We start from the raw sequence: 26,816 nt of genomic DNA, 5'->3' as shown, positions 1-26,816 counted from the left end.
AGTCCCCCGACCTGCATATGCGAGATATAGATATGACTAACGGATAAAGCACTGCATGGCCGCCGGATCAAGACCGCCGGACGGAAATCCTTAAACGACGGCCTCGCGATTGCAGCGTCTCAATCCAGCAGGTCGAAGGCCCGGTACATCCAGATGAGCTGGTAGGCGACGGCCGCGACGACGAAAGCCGCGTGAAAGCGCCGGTTCGGGGTCCAGGCCGCAGCAACGCAGAAGAGGATGTAGGCGGCGTTGCGCAGCGGATACTCAAGGCCGTAGGAGGCGAAATACATCTTGCCCTTCAGCGCGGTATCGACGAGGTCGACGGCAAAGGCCACAGCCAGCGCGCCGAAGAACCAGGCCCGGCGCGACATGAAGTAGTGTTCGTAGTCGCTGTAGTCGTCGAGCGTCGTTGGAAACAGCATGACGCAAAGGAAGAAGAAGACGCAACAGTAAAGGACGACGAACAGGTAGACGCTGACGTCGATCACGGCCAGCGAATGCAGGTGGAACTCCCACCACCAGAAATGCACGAGGAAGACGAACATGAAGAGGACCCAGCCGAGGTGGATCCAGTAGACGCGCGTCTTGCCGGGGTGCTGGACGAAGAGCGCAACGCCGCTCAAGAGCCGCGCCAGGCTGAGGCTGACGATCATGCCCATGACGACGCGGATATGCGAGAAGATCTCCGGGTCGGTCTGGACAGGCTCCATGTGCGCCGCTCCTATTCTTCCGCCGGCACCGGCTTGGGCTTGCCGTGCTCGTCGAGCGCGACCATGACGAAGATGGCGTCCGTCACCTTTTCCATGAGATGCGACAGATAGCGCTGCGCCCAGGCCTCGACCTTGAGCGTCATCGAGGTGCGGCCGACCTTGACGACGTCCGTGTAGATGCAGAGCGTGTCGCCGATCTTGACGGGCAGCGCGAAGGCCATCTCCTTGACGGCCGCAGTCACGACGCGGCCGCGGGCGCGCTCGGCCGCGCGAATGCCGCAGGACAGGTCCATCTGCGCCATCACCCAGCCGCCGAAGATATCGCCGGCCGCATTGGCATCGCCTGGCATGGCGAGCGTGCGCAAGGTGAGTTCGCCGGTGGGTCTCGTCTGTGAGGTCATGCAGCCTGTCTCCCTGTTGGAGAAAAGATGTAACCCGAGCGCACTTCTGGAGGGAAGACCCGGTGCCGCACAAATGCCGGCTCGGCCCTTGAACCGCCTGCTCGTTAGACTTTCGCATAAGCTGATTGAGAATTGTCAAATTTAGGGGGTGCTCGTTAGGAGCTTTGCAAAGACCTCATCCTAACCTGCAGGCTCTGGGAGTGCCTGCCGGCTTTGCCGCGGCAGCCAGGATTTGGGGCGGCGCGGGGAGCGCCGAGGGGCAGGGGATTGGCAATGAAGAAATTCAGGATTTCGGCGCGTCTCTACGCGCTGGTGGCATTTGCGCTTCTGACGATGGCGGCGGCGCTGACCTTCGGTCTGTTCCAGGCGCAGGAGAAGCTCGTCGGCGAACGCAAGGCGATGCTCGCGGCGATGGACGAGAACGCGATCTCGGTGTTCGACGCCTACCACAAGCTGGAAGCGGCCGGCACGCTGTCGCGCGAGGAAGCACAGAAGCGCGCGCTCGAGGCGATCAAGGCGATGCGCTACCAGGGCAGCGGCTATTTCTGGGTCAACGACATGCATCCGACCATGGTGATGCATCCGATCAAGCCGGAGCTCGACGGCAAGGACCTTACTGAAAACAAGGATCCCAACGGCAAGCAGCTCTTCGTCGAGTTCGTAAAGACCGTGGAGAAGAGCGGCCAGGGTTTCGTCGACTACTACTGGCCGAAGCCGGGTGCCGATGCGCCGGTGCTGAAATATTCCCATGTCGCCGGCTTCAAGCCCTGGGGCTGGGTGGTCGGCACTGGCGTCTATGCCGACGATCTGGCGGCGATGTTCCGTGAGCGCGCCCTTCAGGTGGCGGGTATTCTTGCCGCTGCCGCGCTTGCCATCCTGATGGCGGCACTGGCGATCGTGCGCAGCGTCGTCAAGCCGGTCGAAAAGCTGAAGGCCTCGATGCGGGCAATCGCAGACGAGGATCTTTCCTCGGAGGTTCCGGAAACCGACCGTGGCGACGAGATCGGCCAGATGGCCAAGGTCCTCGTTGTCCTGCGCGACTCGGTGCGCGAACGGCTGGAGCTGCGCTCGCGCGAGGCGGAGCAGCAGGAGCGACTGAGTTCCGAGCGGCGCGGCAACGAGCAGCGCCAGCGGGCGACGGCTGAAGCGCAGGCCGAGACGATGGAAACCGTCGGTGCGGCGCTCGAACTCCTGGCGAGCGGCGACCTCACCGCCGAGATCGGCCATATCGCGCCGGAATACGGCAAGCTGCGGCACGACTTCAACACCGCCGTCGCAGCCCTTCGCGATGTCATCGGCTCGATCTCGCATTCGACCGAGATCGTCACGGCCAGCGCCGGCGACATTTCCGAGGCCGCCAACAATCTTTCCCGCCGCACGGAGCAGCAGGCAGCCGCCCTTGAAGAGACGGCCGCGGCGCTGGACGAAATCACCTCGACGGTTCGCCACGCCTCCGAGCGGGCGAACGAGGCACGCGAGATGGTCGATCAGACCAGGGTGAGTGCCGCCAGGTCCGGCGGCATCGTGCGCAACGCCATCGACGCCATGGGGCGGATCGAAAGCTCGTCCGGCCGCATCGGCCAGATCATCGGCGTCATCGACGAGATCGCCTTCCAGACGAACCTGCTTGCACTCAACGCCGGTGTCGAGGCGGCGCGTGCGGGCGAGGCGGGCCGCGGCTTTGCCGTCGTCGCCCAGGAAGTGCGCGAACTGGCGCAGCGTTCCGCCGGTGCCGCCAAGGAGATCAAGGAACTGATCGGCGCCTCGGTGCGCGAGGTCGGCGCCGGCGTCGATCTCGTCCGCTCGACGGGCGAGGCGCTGTCGGAGATCGAGGCGCAGGTCAATCGGGTCAACGAGCAGGTGGCCTCGATCGCGACTGCCGCGCGCGAGCAGGCGACCGGGCTGCAGGAGGTCAATGTCGCCGTCAACAGCATGGACCAGATGACGCAGCAGAACGCCGCGATGGTGGAGGAAACGACGGCCGCCAGCCAGACGCTCGCCGCCGAGAGCCGCGAGCTGAAGTCGCTGCTGACGAAGTTCCGGCTGCAGCCTTCGGCGTCGCACGCAGGTTACGGCCGCGCAGCTTGAGCACAAGGCTTGCAGTTCTTGTTACATCCGCGCGGCATGCCGCGCGGGTTTTTCGCGCCCTGCCACCGTGGGCGTTTGCCACCCTCATGCCGTGCGCAAAGTGCGGCGACAACCGGAAGGTTGACTGTCGTTCCAGGCAATGGTCATGGTCGGGATATGAAAGAAGTTGTTGTCGATTGTTCCGGAATCCGATCGTCCGCCGAATTTTGGCAGCGCTATCTCGATGTCGTGAAGCCGGAGGGTGCGGGCATGTTCGGCTGCAACCTCGATGCATTCTGGGATGCCGTTGAGGGCGGTGGACCGGGATGGCCGGGTGAGGTTGCGCTCGTTTTTTCGAACTCCGACGAATTGGCGGGGGTACGAACCGGAAAGGGCAACGTGCTATTTCTCGATGCGCTGAAAACGATCGCGAGCGAAGTGACGACGATAAGCGTCAAGTTCATCTAAGGCCGACAGCGTTCGTCAGCCGGCTAAACCGGACACGCTCGCGGGCTTCGATTGCGGCGTCGTCGCAACGATGGGCTGCCGGCAATCGCAATGCTGTGACAACGATTGTGGCCTATCTGCCGATCTCGCCTCCGGTTACCGTGCACGACGAGAATCTCCGTCTTGACCTGATCGTGGCTGGGGATAGATACGCGAGAAGCGGGAGACAATCGACGGGGCGTCGCTCCGGTTGCCGACCGCTGCACCAGAGGGGACACCATGGCACTTCTCAAACTACTTCTCACCAGGCCGATCGCCGTGCTGATGCTGGCGCTCGGCTTTCTCTCGGCCTGTACCGTCGTCGTCGACGAGCCGCGGCCGGGGCCGAGGCCGACTCGCCCGCAGGCCTGCACGATGGAATATGCGCCGGTTTGCGGCGAGCGCGGCAATCGTATGCGCAGCTTCCCGAACTCCTGCCAGGCGCGCGCCGACGGCTTCAACGTCATCCACCGCGGCGAATGCCGTCCGGACTATCGCCCGCCGGATCGCGAGCCGCAGGCCTGCACCATGGAATACAATCCGGTGTGCGGCCAGCGCGGCCGTCGCACGCAGACCTTCTCGAACGCCTGCCAGGCGCGTTCCGAGGGCTTCCAGGTGATCGGCCGCGGCGAATGCCGCCGCGAGGACGACCGTCCCTCCGAAGGCCAGTTCTGCACCCGCGAATATGCGCCGGTCTGCGGTCAGCGCGGCAGCCGCATCGAAACCTTCCCGAACGCCTGCGAGGCGGGTGGTGCCGGCTTCCAGGTCATCCACCGGGGCGAGTGCCGCTAACATCAGAGCGGTCAAGCGTTGAGCATGCGAGCCCGCGTCCGACGAGGACGCGGGCTCTCTTTTTGTCGGTCTTGGAGTGGCCGGCTCTGGCCTGGCGCACCCGATTTCGTGGGCGTGATGCGCAAGCCTTCGTTTACCGTATTTGAATAAAATGTACGGCAAATCAGCCTTTTCTGCCGCTGTGCCCGGTTTGCGACACAGGCAAAAGGCAGCAATTGCAGGTGCTGCAGCAACCATTGCGTGCCAATCGAGCGCAATGGAGCTGACGGGGCAGCGGGGCGATGACGGTGGTCTTTTCTGGCCACCCGGAGGAAGGCGCAGTTCGGTATGGCCTATGTTACTCGTCTCCATCGCCCTCTGACGGCACTCATACTCTCGTTTTCGCTCGTCGCCTGCTCGACCGATGATGCGCTTTCGCCGCCCGGTCGCATCGATGGCGGCGCGCGTGTCGGGTCGATCGGCCCCGTGCCCGTCGATGCCGTGCCGCAGGAAGAGGTGGCAGCCTATCCCGCCGCCGCACCGGCGGCGACCTTCAACGGCAATCCGGAACATGCCGTGGCCACGCAGCCGCCCCGGCAGACGCGCCGCGCCCTGCCGATGATCGATAGCGACGAGGCGGTGGCTTCGGGGGCGCAGCCGGCAAGCGCCGGGTCGGCCGCCATTCCCGAAGAGGGCGTCAACATGGACGCCATGCTCGGCGTGGAGCAGCCGGTGGTGGGGCTGGCGGAGGAACAGAGCAACGACATCGCCGAGGGCAATGCCAGCCAGCCGGTGGTCGGCGGCATAGGCGAGGAGAACGTGCGCCAGCTCGGCGGCACGAGCGGCTCTGCGCCGGCCGAGGCGAACCTTGGCTACGACCCCGACCTGCCGCCGCTGTCGCCGGAGAAGATGGCGGCGGAGGAGGCGCAGCGCACCCGCGCAATGGAACAGCAGCGCGCCCGTCAGCGGGCGCAGGAGCCGCAACAGGTCGCCTTCCTGCCGCGCGCCAACAATCCGATGGCAACGCCTGAATACACGGGCCAGATGCCGGGTTCCGAAATTGCCTGCCGCCAGCGCCTGAAAAAGCTCGGCGTCGTCTTCCGCGACATTCCGCGCATCAGCAACGGGCCGTCCTGCGGCATCGACTATCCGATCGAACTTAGCGGCCTGTCCGGCGGTATCGGCGTGAAGCCGGCGGTCAAGCTCAATTGCGAGGTGACCGAGGCCTTCGCCAAGTGGGTGAAGTACGAGCTCGCGCCATCGTCGCGCTACCGCTACTGGTCCGGTGTCAAGACGATCAAGCCGCTCGGCGGCTATTCCTGCCGCACGATGAATTCGCGCCGCGGCAATCCGATGTCCGAACATGCGCGCGGCAATGCCATCGACGTCGGCAAGTTCGTGCTGAAGAACGGCAAGGAAATCGACGTGCGCAAGCCGGGCTTTTTTGCCTTCCGTGAAAAGGGGCTGTTGAAGGCCGTTCGTTCCGACAGCTGCAAATATTTCAACACCGTGCTCGGCCCCGGCAGCGATCCGTTCCACAAGGACCATTTCCACTTCGACCTGAGAACCCGCAAGACTGGCTACCGGCACTGCGACTAGGTCCTGTTCCGAGCTGCGACCGGGCGCTTTCGGCTCGCGGTGTCGAGCGCGATTAATGGCCTCCGGCTACCAAATCTCGAAAGCCGGCAAAAAAAGAGGCCGGCGGGGAGGCCGGCCCAACGACCGGAGCAAAAGGGGGAGGCTCCGGTGTGCAAATCACGAGTGCGAATCAAAGGGCGATGTCGCAACCCGCGCGACGCAAACTGATCGAAGAGCGTCACGGTTTCGTGACAGCGGCCGTGGAATTGCCATGGCCGGGCGAGGAAATCTTGCGCCGGCTGTCGTTTGCGTGCGCTTCGGCCGCTTGCCGAGGAGGAGTCGTCCGTCGGTGTCTGGATCGAAATAAATAGTATTATACTTTAAGTTATACTGCTGCGGATCCCGCTCCAGCCGGTTGCCCCAAATATGGCGAATTCCCGCATTTCCGGTACTTCTTGTAACTACATGAATTTTTTATAGTTTGTCGCAGAGGTGCCAAAACGGCAGGATGTCGGATCCGCCGTCGCTTTTCCCTTTCGTCTGGTTTCGCAATAAGTAATACGATATTATATAATTTTGTATAACAATCTTGGGTGGTGTCTGGTTGGCTGCCACAAGCATTGAGGCCCGCACACGCCTTGGCGCCACAGGAGGACGAAATGGGAACGGTCATGCAATTTCCGGGAATGCGCAGCGATATGGCGGTGCATGCTGGCGAAGTTTCCAAGATCCTGAGAACACTTGCCAACCGTAACAGGCTGCTGATCGTGAGCGCGCTGCTGGAAGGCGAGCATTCGGTCGCTGCGCTCGAGGAAACGCTGGGCATTCGCCAGCCGACGCTTTCGCAGCAATTGACGGTGTTGCGGGATGCCGGCATTGTCTCGACCCGTCGGCAGGCCAAGCAGGTGTTCTATCGGCTCAGCCACGACAAGGTAGCGCGTCTCGTCGGCGCGCTCTATCAGATCTTCTGTCGGGATGGTTCAAAGGCATGAGTGAATACGGGAATGCGTTGGCAGGCGGGCTTCTGATCGGTCTGTCGGCGGCGATCCTGATGGTGGCAAATGGCCGGGTGGCCGGCATCAGCGGCATCGCGGGACGCCTGTTGCAGGGCATGCAGGTTTCGTCAGGTGCGTTGTTCGTGCTGGGTCTGGTCTCCGGGCCGCTGCTCTACCGCCTCATTTTCGCTGCCTGGCCATCGGTGACCGTAACGGCCTCCTGGCCGCTGCTCGTGGCTGGCGGCCTGCTGGTGGGCTTTGGCTCGCGCATGGGCTCGGGCTGCACCAGCGGCCATGGCGTCGTCGGGCTCGCAAGGCTGTCGCGTCGTTCGATCGCCGCGGTCGCCACCTTCATGGGGGCGGCGATCGTCACGGTCTTCCTTGCGGGCTTCTTCGCATGAACAGCACCTTGCTCCGCCCCGTGGCAACCCTCGTCTCCGGCGTCCTATTCGGGTTCGGCCTTTCGTTGTCCGGCATGCTCGATCCGGCCCGGGTGCGGGCATTCCTGGATATCACCGGCAACTGGAACCCGAGCCTTGCCTTCGTGCTCGGCGGCGCCGTCTTCGTTTCGGCGCTCGGCGTTCTCGTGACGCGCCGGCTGAAGCGCCCCCTGTTCGACGAGGCCTTTCATCTGCCGGACAACCAGGTCATCGACAGGCGACTGATCGTCGGGTCGGCGATCTTCGGCGTCGGCTGGGGACTTGTCGGGCTCTGCCCGGGCCCGGCACTTGCCTCGCTGTCGCTCGGCCTGCCGGCGACGATGGTCTTCGTGGCGGCGATGGTGGCCGGAATGCTGGTCCATGACCGGCTGGTTGGCCGCAAAGTCCCAGGGCAGACATCTGCCGGAACGGGCGCCGGCACGCGACTGTCACAGCCCCGTTGACGCACAGTCATCTTGTTTTTTAATTCCAGCCGGCTGCAAATCGGAATGAATTGTCCCATATAGGGCGGGACCTCACGACTCTGCCCCTCCTTCCGGATCAGTTTTCATGGCGCCCATCGTTTCCGTTTCCAATCTGTCGAAGACCTATGCCTCCGGTTTCAAGGCACTGAAGGGCGTCAGCCTCGATATCGAGCAGGGCGAGATTCTCGCGCTGCTCGGGCCGAACGGCGCCGGCAAGACGACGCTGATCTCGATCATCTGCGGCATCGTCAATCCGAGCGGCGGAACCGTGACGGTCGGCGGCCATGACGTGGTGCGCGATTTCCGCGAGACCCGTGCGATGATCGGGCTCGTGCCGCAGGAACTGACGACCGACGCCTTCGAGACGGTGTGGAACACGGTTACGTTTTCCCGCGGCCTGCACGGCAAGAAGCCGAACCCCGCGCATATCGAGAAGGTGCTGAAGGACCTGTCGCTCTGGGACAAGAAGGACAACATGCTGCGCGAGCTTTCGGGCGGCATGAAGCGGCGCGTGCTGATCGCCAAGGCGCTGTCACACGAGCCGCGGGTGCTCTTCCTCGACGAACCGACGGCGGGCGTCGACGTCAACCTGCGCAAGAGCATGTGGGACGTCGTCGAAAAGCTGCGCGCCTCGGGCGTGACGATCATCCTGACCACGCACTACATCGAAGAGGCCGAGGAGATCGCCGACCGCATCGGCGTCATCAATGGCGGCGAGATCCTGCTGGTCGAGGACAAGGCGGCGCTGATGTCGAAGCTCGGCCGCAAGCAGTTGCGCGTCGATCTCGCCCATCCGCTGGACGATGTTCCCGACGTGCTGTCGAGCTACAACCTGACGCTGGAAGGCGACGGCCACTGCCTGATCTACGACTACGACACCAGCGCGGAGCGGACCGGGATTACCACCTTGCTGGCGGCGCTCGCCGAAGCCGGTATCCGGCTCAAGGACATTTCCACGCGGCAGAGCTCGCTGGAAGACATTTTCGTCGAAATCGTGGGGGCAGGGCGATGAACATCGAAGCGATCAAGTCGATCTATTTCTTCGAGATGGCGCGCACCCGCCGCACCCTGCTTCAGAGCGTCGTGTCGCCGGTCATCTCCACCTCGCTCTACTTCATCGTCTTTGGTGCGGCGATCGGCGGTCGCATCCAGGAGATCGACGGCGTGTCCTACGGCGCCTTCATCACGCCCGGCCTGATGATGCTGACGCTTCTGACGCAGTGCATTGGCAACGGCTCCTTCGGCATCTACTTCCCGAAATTCACCGGTACGATCTACGAGGTCCTGTCGTCGCCGGTCTCTATGGTCGAGATCGTGCTTGGCTATGTCGGCGCGGCGGCGACCAAGGGGCTGATGATCGGAACGATCATCCTGCTCACGGCCTCGCTGTTCGTCGACCTGACGATCGCCCATCCCTTCGTCATGGTGTTCTTCTTCGTGCTGACCGCCATTTCCTTCAGCCTGTTCGGCTTCATCATCGGCATCTGGGCGAAGGATTTCGAGCAGTTGAACCTGATCCCGATGCTGGTGATCCCGCCACTCGTTTTCCTCGGCGGCAGCTTCTATTCGGTGAAGATGCTGCCGCCCTTCTGGCAGGCGGTCAGCCATTTCAATCCGGTGCTCTACCTGATCAGCGGCTTCCGCTGGAGCTTCTTCGAGGTCTCCGACGTCAACCCGATCTTCAGCGCGGTGATCATCCTCGCCTTTCTGACGATCTGCATGTCGGTGCTGGCGTGGATCTTCCGCACCGGTTATCGCTTGAGAAACTGACCGTCGGGCAGTTTCCGAGCCAACCGGTCAGTCGCGCAGACGCAACTCGTCCGAGCGCATCTGCAGCATTTCGAGCGTCGACAGGAAGCTCATGCCGAGCAGGCTCTGGTCGAGCTTTCCCTTGGCGGTAACCGTCGCGCCGATGTTGCGGCGGGTGATCGGGCCGATCGAAATCTCCTCAAGCATCACCGGGGCGGCCTGGGCGCGGCCGTTGGCGGTCATGACCGTGACGATGTAGTTGAGGTTGGCCGGGTCCAGACCGATCCTTTCGGCATCTTCATAAGTCAGCGCGATGCTGCTGGCGCCGGTATCGACCAGCATGCTGATCTCCTGGCCATTGACCGTGGCGCCGGTCTCGAAGTGGCCGTTCAGCATCTTGTGCAGCACCACCTCCTGCTGGCCCTCGCTATCGGTGATGATGGTCGCGCGTCCCGGAACCAGGCCGGCGAGCAGGCGGTTGCCGAAGCCCTGCAGCTCGAAGCGGTAGACATAGGCCGAAACCAGCGCCAGCACGATGAAAAGCCACAGGGCGACCTGACGCAGCCCTTCGCCGAAGCGCCGGCGGCTCTGTATAATGCCGGCGCCGATGAGTGTGGCGATCGCGCCGAGCGACACGAGCTGTCCGAAGTCGTCATTGGCAAGGCCGAGTGTCCGGCCGGCATCATGATTGATGATCAGCAGAATGAGGCCGATGGCCAGGATCGAAAGCAGGATGGCAAAACGAGTCATGCTTGGCCGCGTTCCCTCGCCATGCGGCTGCGGCGGGTTTCGCGCCGCGGCTTGCGTTCGACGGTATCCAGGCGGGCGGGCAGCGCGTTCATGATCGCGCGGCGCTCGCCATCGGTGTAGAGCGTCCAGCGGCCGATTTCGTCGCGCGTGCGGCCGCAGCCGAAACAGTAGCCGGTCTTGTCGTCGATCGAACAGACGAGAATGCAGGGAGATTCCATGGGCTTGCTCAGTTTTCCCTTGATATATCGATGCTTCAGACCGTCAGTGCAAGGGCACCGAGCACGGCGATTTCCGTCAGCTGCTGCGTGGCCCCGATCGTGTCACCCGTTTGTCCGCCGATCTTGCGCATCGCGAGGCGCGCAAAGCCCTTCACGGTGGCGAGGAACGCGGCGAGCGCAAAGACGAGGCCGGGGGCCGGAACCTGCGCAAGATAGAAGAGCAGCAGCGCGGCGAGAAGGCCGGATCCGAGCGCAAAGCGTGTCGCTGCCGGCTGCGGCTCGCCAGCCGAGGCGGCAACGCCGCCGCTGCGCGCCGGCGGAAGCGACGACCAGTGCCAGACCATCGCGGCGCGGCTAAGGGCCGCTGCGCCAAGGATCGCCATGCCGGCGCCGAGCGGCGAAAAGAGCGGCAGGATCGAAGCGAGCGCCGACACGCGCAAACCGAAGGAGAGGATGAGCGCGACCGCCGCATAGGTGCCGATGCGGCTGTCCTTCATGATCGTGAGCGCCGCTTCGCGGTCGCGACCGCCGCCAAAGCCGTCGGCGGTGTCACCAAGCCCGTCTTCGTGCAGTGCGCCCGTGACGAGCGCCTGAATGGCGACGACGACGAAGGCGGTAAAGAGCGAGCTTACATGGAGCGCGACGAGCGCTGCTGCAACGGCGGCCGATGGCAATGCGATCAGCAGGCCGGCGAACGGGAAGGCGCGCACGGCGCGGCTCAAGCGCCCGTCGTAACCTTCGAAATGGCGCGCGGGCATCGGGATGCGGCTCAAGAAGCCGATCGACCGTGCCACATCGTCACAGAAATCGCCAACGAAGCCCATGGCTCCTCCAAGTTCCGGCCACTGATCGGCCGCCGCCAAACTCGCCGACCCCGGCGAGTCTCGCAAGCCGGGACGAGGTATGGGCGAACGCCGCGCACACTTTTCCAGCACCCGTCCTAGACCGCTTGCCAACGCCGCTGAGCCCGAACGGCGACGCCGATTGGCGCAAATGTCATTGCCCGATTTTTCGGGGCCCTCTATGAGGGGCGTAGATTGAGCTTCACGATGATGCAAGGATTCTTCCCATGAGTGCCAGCGGCCTGCCATTTGATGATTTTCGCGAATTGCTGCGCAACCTGCCGGGCCCGGACGGAGCCGCGCTGGTTGCCGCGCGGGAGCGGGATTCCCAGCTGACGAAGCCGCCGGGCGCACTCGGACGCCTCGAGGAGATCGCCTTCTGGCTTGCCGCCTGGACGGGTAAGGCGCCGGCCGTCAACCGGCCGCTGGTCGCGATTTTTGCCGGCAACCACGGCGTCACCCGTCAGGGCGTGACCCCGTTCCCGTCCTCCGTCACCGCGCAGATGGTCGAGAATTTTGCCGCCGGCGGTGCTGCGATCAACCAGATCTGCGTCAGCCACGACCTCGGGCTGAAGGTCTTCGACCTCGCGCTTGACTACCCGACCGGCGACATCACAGAGGAGGCGGCGCTGTCGGAACGCGACTGTGCGGCGACCATGGCCTTCGGCATGGAGGCCATCGCCGGCGGCACGGATCTTCTGTGCATCGGCGAAATGGGCATCGGCAACACGACGATCGCGGCTGCGATCAATCTCGGCCTCTACGGCGGCACGGCGGAGGAATGGGTCGGTCCGGGCACCGGCTCGGAAGGGGACGTGCTGAAGCGCAAGATCGCGGCGGTCGAAAAGGCCGTGGCGCTGCATCGCGATCACCTGTCCGATCCGCTCGAACTGATGCGCCGTCTCGGCGGCCGCGAGATCGCGGCGATGGCCGGCGCCATCCTGGCTGCCCGCGTCCAGAAGGTTCCGGTCATTATCGACGGCTACGTGGCGACCGCAGCGGCCTCGATCCTGAAGGCGGCCAACCCGTCGGCGCTCGACCATTGCCTGATCGGCCATGTCTCGGGCGAGCCCGGCCATATCCGTGCGATCGAGAAGCTCGGAAAGACGCCGCTGCTCGCGCTCGGCATGCGGCTTGGCGAGGGTACCGGGGCGGCGCTCGCCGCCGGCATCGTCAAGGCGGCGGCCGCCTGCCACAGCGGCATGGCGACCTTCGCGCAGGCCGGCGTCAGCAACAAGGAATAGTGAAGGTTCGGCCGGGCTTTGCCGGAAGGCCGGCCGGTTTCTGTCCAAGGCCTGTCACGGGCGCAATGCCGCCGCGTGTCGGGCCTTGATGGATGCGTCCTTGTCGCCTATCCAAAGCGCAGATGCGCGCCCTAGCTATAGTCTGGGGTGCCTGCAACCGAGACCGCCTTGCATTCGCCTCAATCACGATGTCGAAGCAAGCACGGTTTCAAGCCCAGTCGAGAAGAAATGGACGCCAAGAACACCACGCACCGCATTGGACAGACGGGTCCCGTCGAGAAGCAGACCGGTATTCGGCATCTCTTTGCCGCCGCGAGCTATTCGCTCGGCGGCGCCAAGCGGCTGATCGGCGAGGCTGCCTTTCGCCACGAGCTGATCGCCTTTGCCGTTGCGATGACCGCCTTCGTCATCGTCGGAGCGACCTTCTTCCAATATGTGGCGATGGCGATCCTGTTCCTGCTGATGATGGCCTTCGAGGCGATCAACACCGCGATCGAGGAAATCGTCGACCGCGTCTCTCCGGAGATCTCGGAAATGGGCAAGAACGCCAAGGATCTGGGCTCGTTCGCCTGCCTCTGCCTGATCGTCGCCAACGCCGTCTATGCCGGCTATGTCGTGATCTTCGACGGCTTCATGAAGTGATCGGCGAAAGGGCCGCAGCCTTTAGCCGATAGAGCACGTGCGGACGCAACGGATTGCCTTCGGGCACCGTCACGTCGTCGAAATCCTCGATCGCATCCGACCGCATGCCCAGCTTTTCCATCAGTGCCCGCGACGGGTGATTGATGCGCGAGGTGTAGCCGATGACCTCGCCAAGCCCGAGCGTTTGCCACGCGTGGTCCAGGCAGGCGCTTGCCGCCTCCAGCGCATAACCCTGTCGCCAGTAGGGACGGGCGAGGATCCAGCCGATTTCCACATGGGGTCCGCCGGGGATTTCGTCTCCAGCCCTTGAAAGGCCGAGGCCGCCGATGAGCGCGCCATCGGACCTGCGTTCCACGGCGACGAAGCCGAAACCGTGGTCGGCAAGGTGGCGGGCGCAATCGGCAATCATCGCCGCCGTTTCCTCGCGCGTCAGAATGGCCGGGTAATAATAGCGCCGGACTTCCGGATCGGCATTGGCGACTGCAAAGGGCGCAATGTCGCGTTCTTCCCAGGGCCGGAGCCTGAGGCGCTGCGTTTCAATCTGCATGGATCAGGCAAAACTCTTGCGGCGGCGAACGGGCGCTGCGACATCCTCGATCGCCGGCAAGCTTTCGAGCACGCGGCGGGCCGGCAGGATGGCGATCGCCTCCGTGCCTTCGCGCAGCTTGGAGCGCAGGATGAATTCGCCATTGTGCTTGGCGAGAATGGCCTGGACGATCGGCAGGCCGAGACCGGTGCCCTGTTCGGCGCTCTTGATGGCAATCGAGCCCTGGCCGAAGGCCGAAAGCACGATCGGGATCTCTTCCTCGGGAATGCCGGGGCCGTTGTCCTTGATCGAGAGGTACTGGCCGCCACCCGCTGTCCAGCCGACCTTGAAGGTGACTTCGCCGCCGGTATTGGTGAACTTCACCGCATTCGACAGCAGATTGAGAATGACCTGGCGCATCGATTTTTCGTCGACCCAGACCGAGGGCATGCCGTGCTCGAACTGCTGGTGGATCGTGATGTTCTTGGCGCGAGCCTTCAGCTGCACCATGCCTGTGCAATCCTCGGCGATGTCGACGAGGCTGACGGCATCCTCGTTGAGGTCGTAACGGCCCGCCTCGATGCGCGAGAGGTCGAGGATCTCGTTGATGAGATTGAGCAGGTGCTCGCCCGAGCGGTGGATGTCGTTGGTGTATTCCTTGTAGGTCGGGTTGCTGAGCGGGCCCAGAACCTCGGTCGACATCACCTCGGAGAAACCGAGAATGGCGTTCAGCGGCGTGCGTAGCTCGTGCGACATCGATGCCAGGAAGCGCGACTTTGCGAGGTTGGCCTCCTCGGCGCGCCGGCGGGCCTCGTCCGACATCGACTTTGCGACCTCGAGCTCCGCGATCAGGTCGTCCTTCTCCGACTGGACGGAGAGAATATGCACGCTTGCGCGGTTCATGCGGTCGGTCATCAGCACCAGGAAGAGCAGCGACAGCGAGATGACGCCGGTGAGCCCGACATAGATCGGGTCGCCTGTGGTGAGCGATGCGAAGGCGAGCGCCGCCACGACCGGAGCGAAGGTGTAGAGCAGCGCATTGCGCAGCAGGAACGTGCCCATGGCGGTCGCGGCAAGGGCGACGAGCAGCACCGTGCCTTCGAAGAACCCGAAGCGCACATTGCCGCAGCTCGTGCAATCCTGCGCCACGAAGGTCGCCCAGCAGAGACCCATCAGCACCTGCCCGAGCAGGAAGCGGCGCCGCCAGACCGGAACCTTCTCGGCGCTCATGTCCTCCCGGCGAGCCTTGCGGGCGAGGAAGAGCGTGACGGCATGGGCCGACAGGGTCATGACCGCCCAGAGGATGAAGCCGAGTTCGCCGGAGAGGTAGATGGCGACCGCCGCAATCAGCGTGACGAGCACCGGGATGGCGATTGCGCCATGCAGAGCACTGTCGATGTAGTGATTGAGCATCTCGCGCTCGAAGCCCGAGGGCACCGACGAGCCAGTTTGCAGCCGTTCGCGCGTGGCACGGACCGTCCTCGAAACAGCCTTGTTTCGATGGCTCCTCGATTTGTCGACGATAATCTTATCGGTCGATGTGCTGGCAGCGATACTCATGCTCATATGCGACGGGTTGCGATTGCGTTGCAGTCTAGTGAGCAATCCTTAAGAAGTTGCTGCGGTGTGTGAAGGATTCGACAACCATTGTGGCGCCGCCGTGTCCAAGGTCGCGACAGATCGTGCGGCATCTGAAGTTCCTTCTCTAATCTTTTGGAATCGACCATGTTTATGACGCGCCGATCTGCGAGGCAGTCGTGCAGACAATCAAGGTTGGGACAGACGTGAAATTCGGACGGACGACATATCGGCAGCCGAGGGGCAGCGGCAGGACGCAGGGTGGCACGCGGCCCGGCGGCCGCGGCGGCATGGCCGGGGGATGGGCCATTCTGTTGCTGCTCGCGATCGGTGCCTATTTTGCCGACCGGTTGCCCGTGGGCGAGAGGTCGCCAACCGGGGAAGCCCGTGGCGCGGCCATTGCAAGCGACGGCGACAGCCTGCGGATCGACGGCAAGCGCGTCCGCATCGAGGGCATCGACGCGCCGGAGCTTGGCCAGACCTGCAAGCGTGACGGCGCCCCGTGGGACTGCGGGCGCGAGGCGCGCGACCGGCTGAAGGCGCTCGTAACGGCCGGCGATGTGCGTTGTCGTTTTCATGGTCGTGACAAATACGGCCGCGAACTCGGTGTCTGTGATGCCGCCAGTCGCGATGTGGGGCGCGAAATGGTGCTTTCCGGTTATGCAGTCAGCTACGGCCGCTACGAGGCCGAAGAGGCAAGGGCCGAAAAGGAGAAGCGTGGGCTCTGGGCGGGCCAGTTCGTCAAGCCGCAGGAGTGGCGCCGGACGAACGGCCATCCGGTCGAGGAGCCGCACCTGATCGATGGCTGGCTGGCGGCGATCCGCGGCTGGCTGCTCGAGCGTCTGACCGCGCTCGTTTCCGGTATCGCCGATGCCTGAGGACCGTATTCCTGAACTCGAACGGCTGAGAGCCGAAATCGCCGCCTGCCGCCTCTGTCGCGACAACCCGCTGCGCGGCGACGACGACCGGCTGCCGCATGAACCTCGGCCGGTCGCGGTGATCTCGACGACCGCACGCATCCTGATCGCCGGGCAGGCGCCGGGGCTTCGCGTTCATGACAGCGGTCTGCCGTTCAACGACGCCTCCGGCGACCGGCTCAGGCAATGGCTGGAAGTCGACCGCGCGACCTTCTACGATCCGGAACATTTCGCGATCGTGCCGATGGGGTTCTGCTTTCCCGGCTATGACGCGCATGGCAGCGACCTGCCGCCGCGGCGCGAATGCGCGCCTCTCTGGCGGCAGCGCGTGATGGATCAGATGCCACAGGTCGAGCTGGTGCTCGCGATCGGTCACTATGCGCAGCGCTGGCATATCGGTCGGGATTGCCCGAAGTCGATGACCGAGACCGTGAAGGATTGGCGGCGCTACGCGATGCGCAACGCAGTCCCCGCCATTCTGTCTCTGCCCCATCCGAGTTGGCGCAACACCGGCTGGCTGAAGCGCAATCCCTGGTTCGAAGCGGACGTGCTGCCATTCCTGCGCGAGCGCGTGTCTATTCTAACGAACTGAAACAATTTTCTTTATCTTCACCAAATTCGCGTTATAGAGGGAAAAATAATTCGAGAGGGACTCTTATGGATCGCCTAGACCGCAAAATCCTGCGCCTGCTGCAGGAGGATTCCACGCTGGCCGTCGCCGACCTTGCCAAGAAGGTGGGACTTTCGACCACGCCGTGCTGGCGGCGCATCCAGAAGATGGAAGAGGACGGCGTCATCCGCCGCCGCGTCGCGCTGCTCGATCCGGTGAAGATCAACACCAAGGTTACCGTGTTCGTGTCGATCCGCACCAATTCCCACTCGATCGAGTGGCTTCGCCGGTTCTCCGAGGTCGTTTCCGAATTTCCCGAAGTGGTCGAATTCTACCGCATGAGCGGCGACGTCGACTATCTGCTGCGCGTGGTCGTGCCCGACATCGCCGCCTATGACGCGTTCTACAAGCGCATGATCGCCAAGATCGAGATCCGCGACGTTTCCTCGGCCTTCGCCATGGAGCAGATCAAGTACACGACCGAGCTGCCGCTCGACTACATGGTCATCGACCAGGCGAAATCCGCCGAGGATTGAGACGCCTGCGGCGAGGGGCTCAGCCCTCGGTCAGGCCCAGCCGCACGCGCACCTTTTCGCTCGTCAACTCGCGAACCGCGTCCTTGCCCGTCCAGCGGGCGGCGCGGTTTGTGCTTTCGGCCAGGCGTTCTGCGAGCGCCAGCGCCGGGCCATGGCATGAAGCGTTGCGCTTGCCGATCTGCCTGAGCGCCCAGTTGACCGCCTTCTTGACGAAGTTGCGCCCATCGATCGAATGCCGCTCGATCAGCGGCAGCCAGGCGATGAGCGCGGAGTCCGGCTCCTTCTTCAGATGAACTGCCGCCGTCGCGATCATCGCAAAGGCGATGCGGCGGACGAATTCGCGTTCGTCGGCCGCAAATTCCGGGATCAGGTCGCGCTCGAAGCGGGCGGTGACGAAAAGGTCGGCAACGGTATCGACGACCTCCCAGGAATTGCAATCGTCGGCCCAACGGCGCGCCTCGTCCAGCGTCAGAGCCTTTGGATCGGCGGTAAAGGCGGCAAGAATGCGCGCTTCGCGTATGCCGGATTGCCAGAGTTCACGGGCCCGGCGGTGGTCGGTCTTCACCAGCCGGGTGATCTTGTGCAATTCGACATTGGAAAGTCCGATGGCGGTGTCGGTGACGATGCCGAAACGTGCCATGCCGGCGAGATTGTCTTCAGACCCGAGAGACCGCAGATGAGCGATGATCTCGTCTGCGGTCGAGGAGGGGGCGAGGCTCACTTTTCGAGGCGGGCGAGCAGCGAGGACGTGTCCCAGCGATTGCCGCCCATTTCCTGGACATCGCCGTAGAACTGGTCGACGAGGGCAGTTACCGGCAGCTTGGCGCCGTTGCGGCGGGCCTCGGCGAGCACGATGTCGAGGTCCTTGCGCATCCAGTCGACGGCAAAGCCGAAATCGTACTTGCCGGCGTTCATCGTCTTGTGGCGGTTTTCCATCTGCCAGGAGCCCGCAGCACCCTTGGAGATGACGTCGACCACCTTCTCGATGTCGAGGCCCGCCTTCTTGCCGAAATGAATGCCTTCGGCGAGCCCCTGGACGAGACCGGCGATGCAGATCTGGTTGATCATCTTGGTGATCTGGCCGGCACCGGCCGGACCCATCAGGCCGACCATGCGCGCAAACCCCTCGATGACCGGCTTGGCGCGATCGAAGGCGGCCTCGTCGCCGCCGCACATCACGGTCAAAACGCCGTTTTCAGCACCCGCCTGGCCGCCGGAGACGGGGGCGTCGATGAAGTGGGCGTTGCGCGCCTTCGCGGCCTCATAGAGCTCGCGGGCGACTTCGGCCGACGCGGTGGTGTTGTCGATGAAGACCGCGTTGGCGCCAAGCCTTTCGAAGGCGCCATCCTTGCCCGTCGTGACCGAGCGCAGGTCGTCGTCATTGCCGACGCAGGAAAAGACGAAATCGGCGCCGTCGGAGGCCTCGGCCGGCGTGCGCGCTACGCGGCCGCCGAATTCGGCCGCCCATTTCTCGGCCTTGGCGAAGGTGCGGTTATAGACCGTGAGTTCGTGTCCGCCGCGGACCTTGAGGTGGCCGGCCATGGGATATCCCATCACGCCGAGACCAATGAATGCGACCTTTGCCATTTTCAGTATGCTCCCATTGCTTTCGCTCTGGTGTAACTGATGGCGGGCGCACGGAAAAGAGAGAAGGGAGCATCGTGCGATGCTCCCTTTTCATGATGCTATCCGGGTCTGATCAGGGCTTGAAGCGGGCGACCACCAGATGGCCGGCGATTGGTTCGCCCTCTTCCAGGCGCACTGTGATGTCGCCGACCTCGACGATCTCGAAGCCGGTGGCCGCAAGCCGGTCGCGCAGGTAGCTTTCGGCGTGGGCAAAGCGCTGATGCGGGCCGACCATGAAATCGCGTCCGGCGAAGCTTTCTGCCGGCAAGGTCTCGCTGGAGAAGATCAGCAATCCTCCGGGAACCAGATTGTCGACGGCGCCGAAGAACAGTGCCTCGAGCGCGCCCATGTAGGGCAGCACGTCGGTGGCGACGATCAGATCGAAGGGCGCGTCGTCGTTGTCGTCGAGAAAGTCGACGGCTTCGGCGACGTAGAGCGTTTCGTAGAGGTCCTTCTCATGGGCGATCTCGACCATGTTTTCCGAGAGATCGACGCCGGTGATGTCTTCCGCCATGTCGCGGAGCGCCCCGCCGGTCAGGCCCGTGCCGCAGCCGAGATCGAGCACGCGATCGAAGGGGCCGAGTTCGAGCGCCTGTAGCCGCTGGCGCACGAGAAGCGGCACGCAGTAGCCGAGCTGGTCGACGAGCACGTTGTCGAAGACTTCGGCGTGCTGGTCGAAGAGGGTAGCGACATAGGCATCGGGCGCCTTCACCGGCGTCTCGCCGCGTCCCATCGAGGCCAGCCGCACCGCAGCACCGCCGTGGTCTTCCGGATCGAGCGCCAGCACCTCGTGATAGGCTTGCGCCGCCGCGTCGAGTTTGCCGGACTTTTCCAGGGAGAGGGCGCGGTTATAGGCTTCCGCCAGCGCTTCCTCGTCGATTTTCGTGCTCTTTTGGGTCATGGGCGCTTCATACGTCCGCGGACCCGTTTTGGCAATCGCCTCCCGCGCCCGCCCCCTGGCCAAAGCCGGCAGCAAAACGCGGTTCCAACGCCGAAAAACGCCGCGACGCGGCGCTGTCGGGATTTATCGGCGGGCGGAAAGGAGTCATGATCATAAGCATAAGAAAAGACGGGAGGAATGCCGATGTCCGCCGAGCTTGGGCCGCTGATCTTGAGCACCGAGATCAAGGAGCCGAAAGGCCCGCCTTTGCCGCAGACGTCGCAGGAACAGATCAACGCGGTGGTGCACTATTATCGCGGTGAAATGGGACGCATGGCCGGCTGGCGCGATCGCATCGACCGGACCTCCAACTGGGCGATCACCGTCGTTGCGGCCTTGCTTTCGGTCTCTCTGTCGACGCCGTCGTCGCATCATGGCGTGCTTTTGTTCGCCATGCTGCTGATTACGCTGCTGCTCCTCATCGAGGCCCGGCGCTATCGCTTCTTCGATGTCTATCGCGCCCGCGTGCGCCAGTTGGAGCGCGGATATTTCGCGCAGATCCTGGCCCCCGACGGCACGCCGAACCTCAACTGGGCCGCTTCCATCGCCAAGAGCCTGCGCAAGCCCGCCTTCCTGATGAGCTACCGCGAGGCGGTCTGCCGGCGGCTTCAGCGCAACTATTGCTGGATGTACCTGATCCTGCTCCTTGCCTGGGCGCTGAAGATCTCCTCTCCGAAGATCTCTACCAATGGCGAGCCTTTCGGCCATGTGCGCTCCTGGGCCGATGTCGCCCAGAACGCGGCGCTCGGTCCGGTGCCCGGCTGGCCGGTGATCATCGCTGTCGCGCTGTTTTACGGGCTGGTACTCTATGGCTCGCTGCACAAGGAGCCGCGCGAAGGGGAACTCGCGCATGGGGAAGTGCATGTCTGAGGCTGGCCATGCCAGCTGCGGCTGCCGACGTTAACGGGTCACGCTGACACAGGCTGATCGGCTGACGGTGGCTGCTCAAGACGCGCAGGCTATGCCCCATCGTTCAATGCAGTATGAACTCGCCCTTCAGTGCACGCCATTCCGTCGCCGAGATCAGCTTGCGGTGGACGTAGCGCACCGAATGCAGCGGGCCGTCCAGTTTCTCTTCCCAGAATTTCAGGAAACTGCGCATCTCCGGAAAGTCCGGGGCGATGTCGTAGTGCTGCCAGATATAGGTTTGCAGGAAGGCCGGGTGGTCGGGCAGGCGATAGAGGATCTGCGCCGTCGTCAGTCCGTAGCCCTTGAGCTGAAGTTCCATCTCGTTCGTCATGTGGACCTCACTTCTCGCAAAGGTTGGTCCCTATGATGAAACGCCTGATTTATTAATCAAGGGCTAATATTTGTCCCGAAGTGAAACTTTCTCGTGAAATAACAAAAGCTTGGCAGCATATCCTGGGGAGTGCTGCCAAGCTTTCGGACGTGAACGGCGCGTGCTTATCGCTTCAGATGGCGCGTGAGCCGCGCTTCCAGCAGGCTCCAGATGTTGCGCAGGATCTCGACCATGACGAGGTAGAGAAGCGCGGCCCAGATATACATCTGGAAGTCGAAGGTGCGGGAGAAGGCGTAGCGGGTTTCGCCCATGAGATCGAAGACGGTGACGATCGCGACGATCGCCGAGCCCTTGATCATCAGGATGATCTCGTTGCCATAGGGGCGCAGCGCCACGATCATCGCCTGCGGCAGGATGATCTTCCAGAACGCGACGCGCCCGGGCAGGCCGAGTGCGGCCGCGCCTTCGCGCTGGCCTCGCGGCACGCTCTCGATCGCGCCGCGCAGGATCTCTGCCTGGTAGGCTGCCGTGTTGAGCGTGAAGGCGAAGATCGCGCAGTTCCAGGCGTCGCGGAAGAACCACCACACGCCGATCGCTTCGAGCTGCGGGCGGAAACTGCCCAGGCCGTAGTAGATCAGGAAGAGCTGCGCGAGCAGCGGCGTGCCGCGGAAGAAATAGACATAGGCATAGGCGAACCAGGACAGGAACCTGTTCTTCGACATGCGGGCAAAGGCAATCGGCAGGGACAGGATGGCGCCCATGACGATCGAAAGGCCCACCAGCATCAGCGTGACGCCGAGACCGTTGAGGAAGCGCGGGCCGTACTTGGCGAACTTGTCCGGGTCCCAGCCGCCGACGACGGTGAGGAAGATGCCGACGGCGAGCGCCAGCCAGATGCCGAGTGCGACGCTGCCGACGAAACGGGTGAGCGTATAGGGCTTCGGCGGAACCGGTGGCGGCGCCTGCGGCGGGATCATCGTTGCAACGACACTCATCGGCCCATCTCCGCACGTTTGGTTCGACGTTCGAGGTGAGAGAAGACGATCGACGAGATCATCGCGAGGATCAGGAAGAGCACGCAGGCGACGCCATAGAACTCGAAAGCCTGCTTGGTGACGCGGGCGGCAATGCCGGTCTGGCGCAGGATGTCCGTCAGTCCGACGACTGAGACGAGGGCGGTGTCCTTGAGCAGCGCCATCCAGAGATTGCCGAGACCGGGAAGCGCGATACGCACGAGCTGCGGCAGAATGATAAGGCGCATGGTCCGGCCGCGATGGAAGCCAAGGGCGTCACCGGCTTCGTATTGTCCATGCGGGATGGCCTTGAACGCCGAAAGCAGCACTTCCGAGCAATAGGCCGAGAAGACGACGCCGAGTGCGATCATGCCGGCGAAGAAGGCATTGATCTCGACCGGCCCCTCGTAGCCGAGCGACGCCAGCAGCTGTTGAACGAGGATCTGCAGACCGTAATAAACGATGAAGAGCGTCAGCAGTTCGGGCAGGCCGCGGAAGATCGTCGTGTAGATGTTGGAGGCCAGTCGCACGGTGCGCTCTTCGGACTGCTTGCCGAGAGCGATGAAGAAGCCGATCAGCAGGCCCACGGGCAGCGTTGCGATGGCGAGGCTTGCGGTAATGATGAAGCCATGGGCGATATCGTCGCCCCAACCGGTGTCGCCGCAGGCGAGCAGGGTGCCCGGTCCGAACCAGGTGAAGACCCCGACCGGGCCGCAGAATGGATCGACGATCGATCCGATCCAGGAGAGGATGGAATAGAAGCCGGCAAACAACCCGCTCATGTCAGAGATTTCCCCTTTTGCGCTGTTCTTATGCGTATCGATCGCGCTTTTGTATTAGGCTCTTGTCAAACAAAAACGGCGGAAGGGCAAGCCATCCGCCGTTGCAATTTTCGCATCAACCGACGTTTTTCCGGCATGATTCACTAGGAAATCGTGCCGGAAACCGTCAATCAGCTGCCATAAACGTCGAACGGGAAGTACTTTTCGTTGATTTCCTTGTACTTGCCGTTGGCGCGGATCGCTTCGATCGCCTTGTTGAACTTTTCGCGCAGCGCGTCGTCGCCCTTGCGAACGGCAATGCCGGCGCCATCGCCGTTGATAACAGGGTCGATCGGCAGGGTGCCGAGCAGCTTGCAGCAGGCGCCGTCGGTGGTCTTCAGCCATTCCGAGAGAACGACCACGTCGTCGATGACGGCGTCGATGCGACCGTTGGCGATGTCGAGCTTGTACTCGTCAGCCGTCGGGTAGAGCTTGATGTCCGCGCCCTTCATATGCGCTTCGGCATAGTTGGAGTGCGTGGTGGAGCCCTGAGCGCCAAGCGCCTTGCCCTGAAGGGCGGCTGCGGTCGCCTCGGTGATCGGCGAATCCTTCGGCACGACGATTGCCGGCGGGGTGTTGTAGTACTTGTTGGTGAAGTCGACCTTTTCCTTGCGCTCGGCGGTGATCGACATGGACGCGATGATGGCGTCGAACTTCTTGGCGATCAGCGCCGGAATGATGCCGTCCCAGTCCTGCGTCACGAAGGTGCATTCGGCCTTCATTTCCACGCAAAGCGCCTTGGCGATGTCGACGTCGAAGCCCGTCAGCGTGCCGTCCGCTTCCAGGTTGTTGAAGGGCGGGTAGGCGCCTTCCGTGCCGATAACGACCTTTTCGCCGTCGGCCATGGCCGAGCCTGCCATGAGCACGAAAACGGCAGCCGATGCGGCGGCTGCCAGCCGCTTGGAAATACGCATGATAGTCCTCTCTGTTGGCCGACATCCGGTTTTCTGTTTTTCGCGGATGCCAATTTCAGCCGGGGCGTCTGCCGCCGGTTGTGGCGATATTCGTACTCTTTTCCAGTAAAAATCAACAGGAAAGCGAAGGCCGTCACCGGGAAAAGGATTTCGACCGGAGATTGCGTTCGCGGTGGCGCAATGAACATGAACGGCGCGTTCAGCGGCGGTTAATCTTCGCTTCGCTAGCCCTAGTGGAGGAACCGGTTCGTGGTTCGGGCGTTGCGTTGGACCGGGCGTTACGCGGCCAACACAAAAAAGCCGGAACCTTGGGTCAAGGCCCCGTAAGAATTCACGTTCGCATTCGATTCTTCCATATGTCATGGATCGGAAAATGGATGCGGGCCAGGACCTCCCAGGAAGAGGAAGGAAGACAAAGTGTCGATTCGATCCAAACTTTTCGCGACCGTTGCGCTGCCGGTGCTGTCGGTGTCCGTGGCGGTTCCGCCCGCTATCGCCGACAACCTGATGAAGCCATTCGAGGTTGCACAGGAGGGCGGCGGTCAGCCTGACGAAGAGCAGCTGCTGTTGAAGCAGCGCCAGGCCGAGGAGGAAGCCGCACGTCAGGCCGCCGAACAGCAGCGTGCCGCCGAGGAAGAGGCTGCCCGTCAGGCCGCCGAGCAGCAGCGGGCCGCCGAGGAAGAGGCCGCCCGTCAGGCGGCCGAGCAGCAGAAGGCTGCCGAAGAGGAAGCCGCGCGCCAGGCTGCAGAGCAGCAGAAGGCTGCCGAAGAGGAAGCTGCCCGTCAGGCCGCCGAGCAGCAGAAGGCTGCCGAAGAGGAAGCCGCACGCCAGGCTGCCGAGCAGCAGAAGGCTGCTGAAGAGGAAGCTGCCCGTCAGGCTGCCGAACAACAGAAGGCCGCTGAAGAGCAGAAGGCTGCTGAAGAGCAGAAGGCTGCCGAGGAGCAGAAGGCTGCCGAGGAACAGAAGGCTGCCGACGAGCAGAAGGCTGCCGAAGAGCAGAAGGCTGCCGACGAGCAGAAGGCTGCCGACGAGCAGAAGGCTGCCGAGGAGCAGAAGGCTGCCGAGGAACAGAAGGCTGCCGAGGAACAGAAGGCTGCCGAGGAACAGAAGGCTGCCGACCAGCCGGCCACGACTGACGAACAGAAGGCCGGTGGCGAAACCGCGCCGGCTGTCGAGCCGCAGCCGCAGACTGGCGAAGGCCAGCCCGCTCCCGGTACCGAGCAGCCGCAGACCGGCGAAGGCCAGCGTGCGCCCGGTACGGAGCAGCCGCAGACTGGCGAAGGCCAGCCTGTACCCGGTACCGAGCAGCCGCAGACCGGCGAAGGTCAGCCGGCCCCAGGCACTGAGCAGCCGGTAACTGCCGAGCAGCCGCAGGTGCAGCAGCCGGTTCCGGAAGTGGTCGACACCCGCACGGAAGAAGAGAAGGTGAAGATCGCCGACGACCCGGCGGCGACCGACGAAACCGTGGTCCTGCCGGTCGAAAACGGTGCGGCCGTGCTCGACAGCGACAAGGACGCCGACAACGCCGGCGGCAACCAGGCGCGCGAAGAGCGCCAGAAGCTGCGCGAGGAACTGCGCGCCAAGGAAGAGGACGCGCCGCCGCCGGCCGACGATGCCGCTGCCCAGGCTGCGATCGCCGCTGAAATCCAGGCCGACCTGCCGCAGAAGATCGAGGCGAACCTCAACGAAAAGGGTACGCGCGTCGACGAGGCCCCGGTCTTCGTGGTTCCGGAGACGACCAACATCGTCAACAACACCATCATCAACAACACGGTGATCAACAACAACACGACGGTCAACAACATCACCAACAACATCACCGAGGTGAAGATCGTCGAGCAGGTCGACAACCGCGTGATCCTCGGTGTCGGCGACCAGATCTTCGTGCGCGGCGACGATCGTCCGCGCCTGCGCTACGACGCCGAAGAGACTTTCTACGACCAGTTGCCGCGCGGCCGTACCCGCGAAACCATCGTGCGCCCCGGCGGCTACCGGATCGTCACCGTCTACAACCGTTACGGCGACATCCTGCAGCGCTCGCGCGTCGACCGCGACGGCAACGAATACCTGATGATCTACGCACCCGAGCGTGACGAAGGTCCGCGTCCGGCGATCATCGACGTCGGCTACGAACTGCCGCCGATGCGCCTGCGCATTCCGGTGCGCGACTACATCGCCGACGTTTCCGACGATCCGGACCGCGACTACTACGAGTTCCTGGCCGAGCCGCCGGTGGAGCGCGTCGAGCGCGTCTACACGATCGACGAAGTCCGTCACTCCGCTCGCCTGCGCGACAAGGTGCGCCGCGTCGACCTCGACACGATCACCTTCCCGACGGGCAGCGCCGAAGTGTCGATGTCTCAGGCCAAGACCATGCGCAAGGTTGCTGCCGCCATGGAGAAGGTCCTCGCCAAGGATCCGGGTGAAACCTTCTTCATCGAAGGCCATACCGATGCCGTGGGTTCCGACCGCTCGAACCTCGTGCTCTCCGACAAGCGCGCCGAATCGGTCGCGTCGCTGCTCACCGAGGTCTACGGCATCCCGCCGGAAAACCTGGTGACTCAGGGCTATGGCGAGCGCTTCCTGAAGGTGCGCACGCAGGATGCCGAACAGCAGAACCGCCGCGTCACCATTCGCCGCGTGACGCCGCTGGTTCGCCCGGTCGCGCAGCGCTAACAAAGCGGGTCAGCGCCGGTCTCCGGCGCGGATCAAGCTTCGGGCAGGACTGCCCGCCTAAA

Annotated in this window: 30 protein-coding genes; 16 read left to right on the top strand and 14 right to left on the bottom strand. The window is 63.5% G+C overall.

The window, feature by feature from the left end; all coding sequences use genetic code 11:
- Positions 1-119: 119 nt before the first annotated feature.
- Positions 120-710 (bottom strand): hypothetical protein, encoded by a 591-nt coding sequence (locus C1A35_RS10295; RefSeq protein ID WP_104664223.1) that lies wholly within the window; start codon positions 708-710, stop codon positions 120-122.
- A gap of 11 nt (positions 711-721) precedes the next feature.
- Positions 722-1,111 carry an acyl-CoA thioesterase gene (locus C1A35_RS10290; RefSeq protein WP_104664222.1) on the bottom strand — a complete coding sequence of 130 codons (390 nt, stop codon included), beginning with the start codon at positions 1,109-1,111 and terminating at the stop codon, positions 722-724.
- A gap of 273 nt (positions 1,112-1,384) precedes the next feature.
- Here C1A35_RS10290 and C1A35_RS10285 point away from each other — a divergent pair, with 273 nt between their 5' ends.
- The 9 genes from C1A35_RS10285 (at position 1,385) to C1A35_RS10245 (ending at position 9,682) form a co-directional block, all read left to right on the top strand.
- Positions 1,385-3,199, top strand: a complete 1,815-nt coding sequence (locus tag C1A35_RS10285; protein WP_104664221.1) for a methyl-accepting chemotaxis protein — start codon at positions 1,385-1,387, stop codon at positions 3,197-3,199.
- 9 nt (positions 3,200-3,208) lie between these two features.
- The gene (locus tag C1A35_RS10280; RefSeq protein WP_158665035.1) at positions 3,209-3,646 is read left to right on the top strand and encodes a barstar family protein; all 438 of its coding nucleotides are present in this window, start codon (positions 3,209-3,211) and stop codon (positions 3,644-3,646) included.
- A 258-nt stretch (positions 3,647-3,904) separates the two neighbouring features.
- Positions 3,905-4,456, top strand: coding sequence for a Kazal-type serine protease inhibitor family protein (locus tag C1A35_RS10275; RefSeq protein ID WP_104664219.1), 552 nt, complete (start codon positions 3,905-3,907; stop codon positions 4,454-4,456).
- A 327-nt stretch (positions 4,457-4,783) separates the two neighbouring features.
- Positions 4,784-6,034, top strand: coding sequence for an extensin-like domain-containing protein (locus C1A35_RS10270; RefSeq protein WP_104664218.1), 1,251 nt, complete (start codon positions 4,784-4,786; stop codon positions 6,032-6,034).
- A 638-nt stretch (positions 6,035-6,672) separates the two neighbouring features.
- Positions 6,673-7,005, top strand: a complete 333-nt coding sequence (locus C1A35_RS10265; RefSeq protein ID WP_104664217.1) for an ArsR/SmtB family transcription factor — start codon at positions 6,673-6,675, stop codon at positions 7,003-7,005.
- Complete coding sequence (locus C1A35_RS10260; RefSeq protein WP_104664216.1) at positions 7,002-7,409, top strand: YeeE/YedE family protein; 408 nt, start codon at positions 7,002-7,004, stop codon at positions 7,407-7,409. The genes C1A35_RS10265 and C1A35_RS10260 overlap by 4 nt, the downstream gene beginning before the upstream one ends.
- Entirely contained in the window at positions 7,406-7,891 is a 486-nt protein-coding gene (locus C1A35_RS10255) for a YeeE/YedE family protein (RefSeq protein ID WP_104664215.1), read from the top strand. The genes C1A35_RS10260 and C1A35_RS10255 overlap by 4 nt, the downstream gene beginning before the upstream one ends.
- 106 nt (positions 7,892-7,997) lie before the next feature.
- Positions 7,998-8,924 (top strand): ABC transporter ATP-binding protein, encoded by a 927-nt coding sequence (locus C1A35_RS10250; RefSeq protein WP_104664214.1) that lies wholly within the window; start codon positions 7,998-8,000, stop codon positions 8,922-8,924.
- Positions 8,921-9,682 (top strand): ABC transporter permease, encoded by a 762-nt coding sequence (locus C1A35_RS10245; protein WP_104664213.1) that lies wholly within the window; start codon positions 8,921-8,923, stop codon positions 9,680-9,682. Before C1A35_RS10250 ends, C1A35_RS10245 begins: the two co-directional genes overlap by 4 nt.
- A 27-nt stretch (positions 9,683-9,709) precedes the next feature.
- Here the strand turns inward: C1A35_RS10245 and C1A35_RS10240 are convergent, their stop codons facing one another.
- From C1A35_RS10240 to C1A35_RS10230, 3 genes are read right to left on the bottom strand one after another with little or no spacing between them, the layout of a single operon-like run.
- Positions 9,710-10,411, bottom strand: a complete 702-nt coding sequence (locus C1A35_RS10240) for a TIGR02281 family clan AA aspartic protease (protein WP_104664212.1) — start codon at positions 10,409-10,411, stop codon at positions 9,710-9,712.
- The gene (locus C1A35_RS10235) at positions 10,408-10,629 is read right to left on the bottom strand and encodes a DUF1289 domain-containing protein (RefSeq protein ID WP_104664211.1); all 222 of its coding nucleotides are present in this window, start codon (positions 10,627-10,629) and stop codon (positions 10,408-10,410) included. Before C1A35_RS10235 ends, C1A35_RS10240 begins: the two co-directional genes overlap by 4 nt.
- Before the next feature lie 35 nt (positions 10,630-10,664).
- Positions 10,665-11,453 (bottom strand): adenosylcobinamide-GDP ribazoletransferase, encoded by a 789-nt coding sequence (locus C1A35_RS10230; RefSeq protein WP_104664210.1) that lies wholly within the window; start codon positions 11,451-11,453, stop codon positions 10,665-10,667.
- Between the two features lie 245 nt (positions 11,454-11,698).
- Here C1A35_RS10230 and cobT point away from each other — a divergent pair, with 245 nt between their 5' ends.
- Both cobT and C1A35_RS10220 read left to right on the top strand, forming a co-directional pair.
- On the top strand, positions 11,699-12,715 hold the full coding sequence (cobT, locus tag C1A35_RS10225; RefSeq protein ID WP_104664209.1) for a nicotinate-nucleotide--dimethylbenzimidazole phosphoribosyltransferase: 1,017 nt from the start codon (positions 11,699-11,701) through the stop codon (positions 12,713-12,715).
- Positions 12,716-12,943: 228 nt separating this feature from the next.
- Positions 12,944-13,357, top strand: a complete 414-nt coding sequence (locus C1A35_RS10220) for a diacylglycerol kinase (RefSeq protein ID WP_104664208.1) — start codon at positions 12,944-12,946, stop codon at positions 13,355-13,357.
- Here C1A35_RS10220 and C1A35_RS10215 read toward each other — a convergent pair.
- Entirely contained in the window at positions 13,347-13,904 is a 558-nt protein-coding gene (locus C1A35_RS10215; RefSeq protein ID WP_104664207.1) for a GNAT family N-acetyltransferase, read from the bottom strand. The genes C1A35_RS10220 and C1A35_RS10215 overlap by 11 nt on opposite strands.
- A 3-nt stretch (positions 13,905-13,907) precedes the next feature.
- Complete coding sequence (locus C1A35_RS10210) at positions 13,908-15,443, bottom strand: sensor histidine kinase (protein ID WP_104664376.1); 1,536 nt, start codon at positions 15,441-15,443, stop codon at positions 13,908-13,910.
- A gap of 308 nt (positions 15,444-15,751) precedes the next feature.
- Here C1A35_RS10210 and C1A35_RS10205 point away from each other — a divergent pair, with 308 nt between their 5' ends.
- The 3 genes from C1A35_RS10205 to C1A35_RS10195 all read left to right on the top strand — a co-directional run bounded on the left by C1A35_RS10205 (position 15,752) and on the right by C1A35_RS10195 (position 17,524).
- Entirely contained in the window at positions 15,752-16,339 is a 588-nt protein-coding gene (locus C1A35_RS10205) for a thermonuclease family protein (protein ID WP_104664206.1), read from the top strand.
- Positions 16,332-16,970 (top strand): uracil-DNA glycosylase family protein, encoded by a 639-nt coding sequence (locus C1A35_RS10200; RefSeq protein WP_104664205.1) that lies wholly within the window; start codon positions 16,332-16,334, stop codon positions 16,968-16,970. Before C1A35_RS10205 ends, C1A35_RS10200 begins: the two co-directional genes overlap by 8 nt.
- Before the next feature lie 65 nt (positions 16,971-17,035).
- A complete protein-coding gene (locus C1A35_RS10195; RefSeq protein WP_104664204.1) occupies positions 17,036-17,524 on the top strand; it encodes an Lrp/AsnC family transcriptional regulator in 489 nt (162 codons plus the stop codon).
- Between the two features lie 19 nt (positions 17,525-17,543).
- On the opposite strand, the gene C1A35_RS10190 is transcribed toward C1A35_RS10195, so the two are convergent.
- The 3 genes from C1A35_RS10190 to C1A35_RS10180 all read right to left on the bottom strand — a co-directional run bounded on the left by C1A35_RS10190 (position 17,544) and on the right by C1A35_RS10180 (position 20,051).
- Positions 17,544-18,245 carry a DNA alkylation repair protein gene (locus tag C1A35_RS10190; RefSeq protein WP_104664203.1) on the bottom strand — a complete coding sequence of 234 codons (702 nt, stop codon included), beginning with the start codon at positions 18,243-18,245 and terminating at the stop codon, positions 17,544-17,546.
- On the bottom strand, positions 18,242-19,111 hold the full coding sequence (locus C1A35_RS10185) for an NAD(P)-dependent oxidoreductase (RefSeq protein ID WP_104664202.1): 870 nt from the start codon (positions 19,109-19,111) through the stop codon (positions 18,242-18,244). The genes C1A35_RS10190 and C1A35_RS10185 overlap by 4 nt, the downstream gene beginning before the upstream one ends.
- Before the next feature lie 112 nt (positions 19,112-19,223).
- Positions 19,224-20,051, bottom strand: a complete 828-nt coding sequence (locus C1A35_RS10180; RefSeq protein ID WP_104664201.1) for a class I SAM-dependent DNA methyltransferase — start codon at positions 20,049-20,051, stop codon at positions 19,224-19,226.
- 183 nt (positions 20,052-20,234) lie between these two features.
- Here C1A35_RS10180 and C1A35_RS10175 point away from each other — a divergent pair, with 183 nt between their 5' ends.
- Complete coding sequence (locus tag C1A35_RS10175; RefSeq protein ID WP_104664200.1) at positions 20,235-20,960, top strand: DUF2270 domain-containing protein; 726 nt, start codon at positions 20,235-20,237, stop codon at positions 20,958-20,960.
- A 103-nt stretch (positions 20,961-21,063) separates the two neighbouring features.
- Here C1A35_RS10175 and C1A35_RS10170 read toward each other — a convergent pair whose 3' ends face one another.
- The 4 genes from C1A35_RS10170 to C1A35_RS10155 form a co-directional block, all read right to left on the bottom strand.
- Complete coding sequence (locus C1A35_RS10170) at positions 21,064-21,330, bottom strand: usg protein (RefSeq protein ID WP_104664199.1); 267 nt, start codon at positions 21,328-21,330, stop codon at positions 21,064-21,066.
- 164 nt (positions 21,331-21,494) lie between these two features.
- A complete protein-coding gene (locus C1A35_RS10165) occupies positions 21,495-22,325 on the bottom strand; it encodes an ABC transporter permease (RefSeq protein WP_104664198.1) in 831 nt (276 codons plus the stop codon).
- Positions 22,322-23,125 (bottom strand): ABC transporter permease, encoded by an 804-nt coding sequence (locus tag C1A35_RS10160; protein ID WP_104664197.1) that lies wholly within the window; start codon positions 23,123-23,125, stop codon positions 22,322-22,324. The genes C1A35_RS10165 and C1A35_RS10160 overlap by 4 nt, the downstream gene beginning before the upstream one ends.
- A 170-nt stretch (positions 23,126-23,295) precedes the next feature.
- A complete protein-coding gene (locus tag C1A35_RS10155; RefSeq protein ID WP_104664196.1) occupies positions 23,296-24,078 on the bottom strand; it encodes an ABC transporter substrate-binding protein in 783 nt (260 codons plus the stop codon).
- Positions 24,079-24,495: 417 nt separating this feature from the next.
- Here C1A35_RS10155 and C1A35_RS10150 point away from each other — a divergent pair, with 417 nt between their 5' ends.
- Positions 24,496-26,754, top strand: a complete 2,259-nt coding sequence (locus tag C1A35_RS10150) for an OmpA family protein (RefSeq protein ID WP_104664195.1) — start codon at positions 24,496-24,498, stop codon at positions 26,752-26,754.
- Positions 26,755-26,816 lie beyond the last annotated feature (62 nt).

This window comes from Ensifer adhaerens (genome assembly GCF_002940685.1).
Classification (GTDB): domain Bacteria; phylum Pseudomonadota; class Alphaproteobacteria; order Rhizobiales; family Rhizobiaceae; genus Ensifer; species Ensifer adhaerens_E.
Note: the sequence above shows the minus strand (reverse complement) of the source record. Positions and strands in the feature narration are given on the sequence as shown.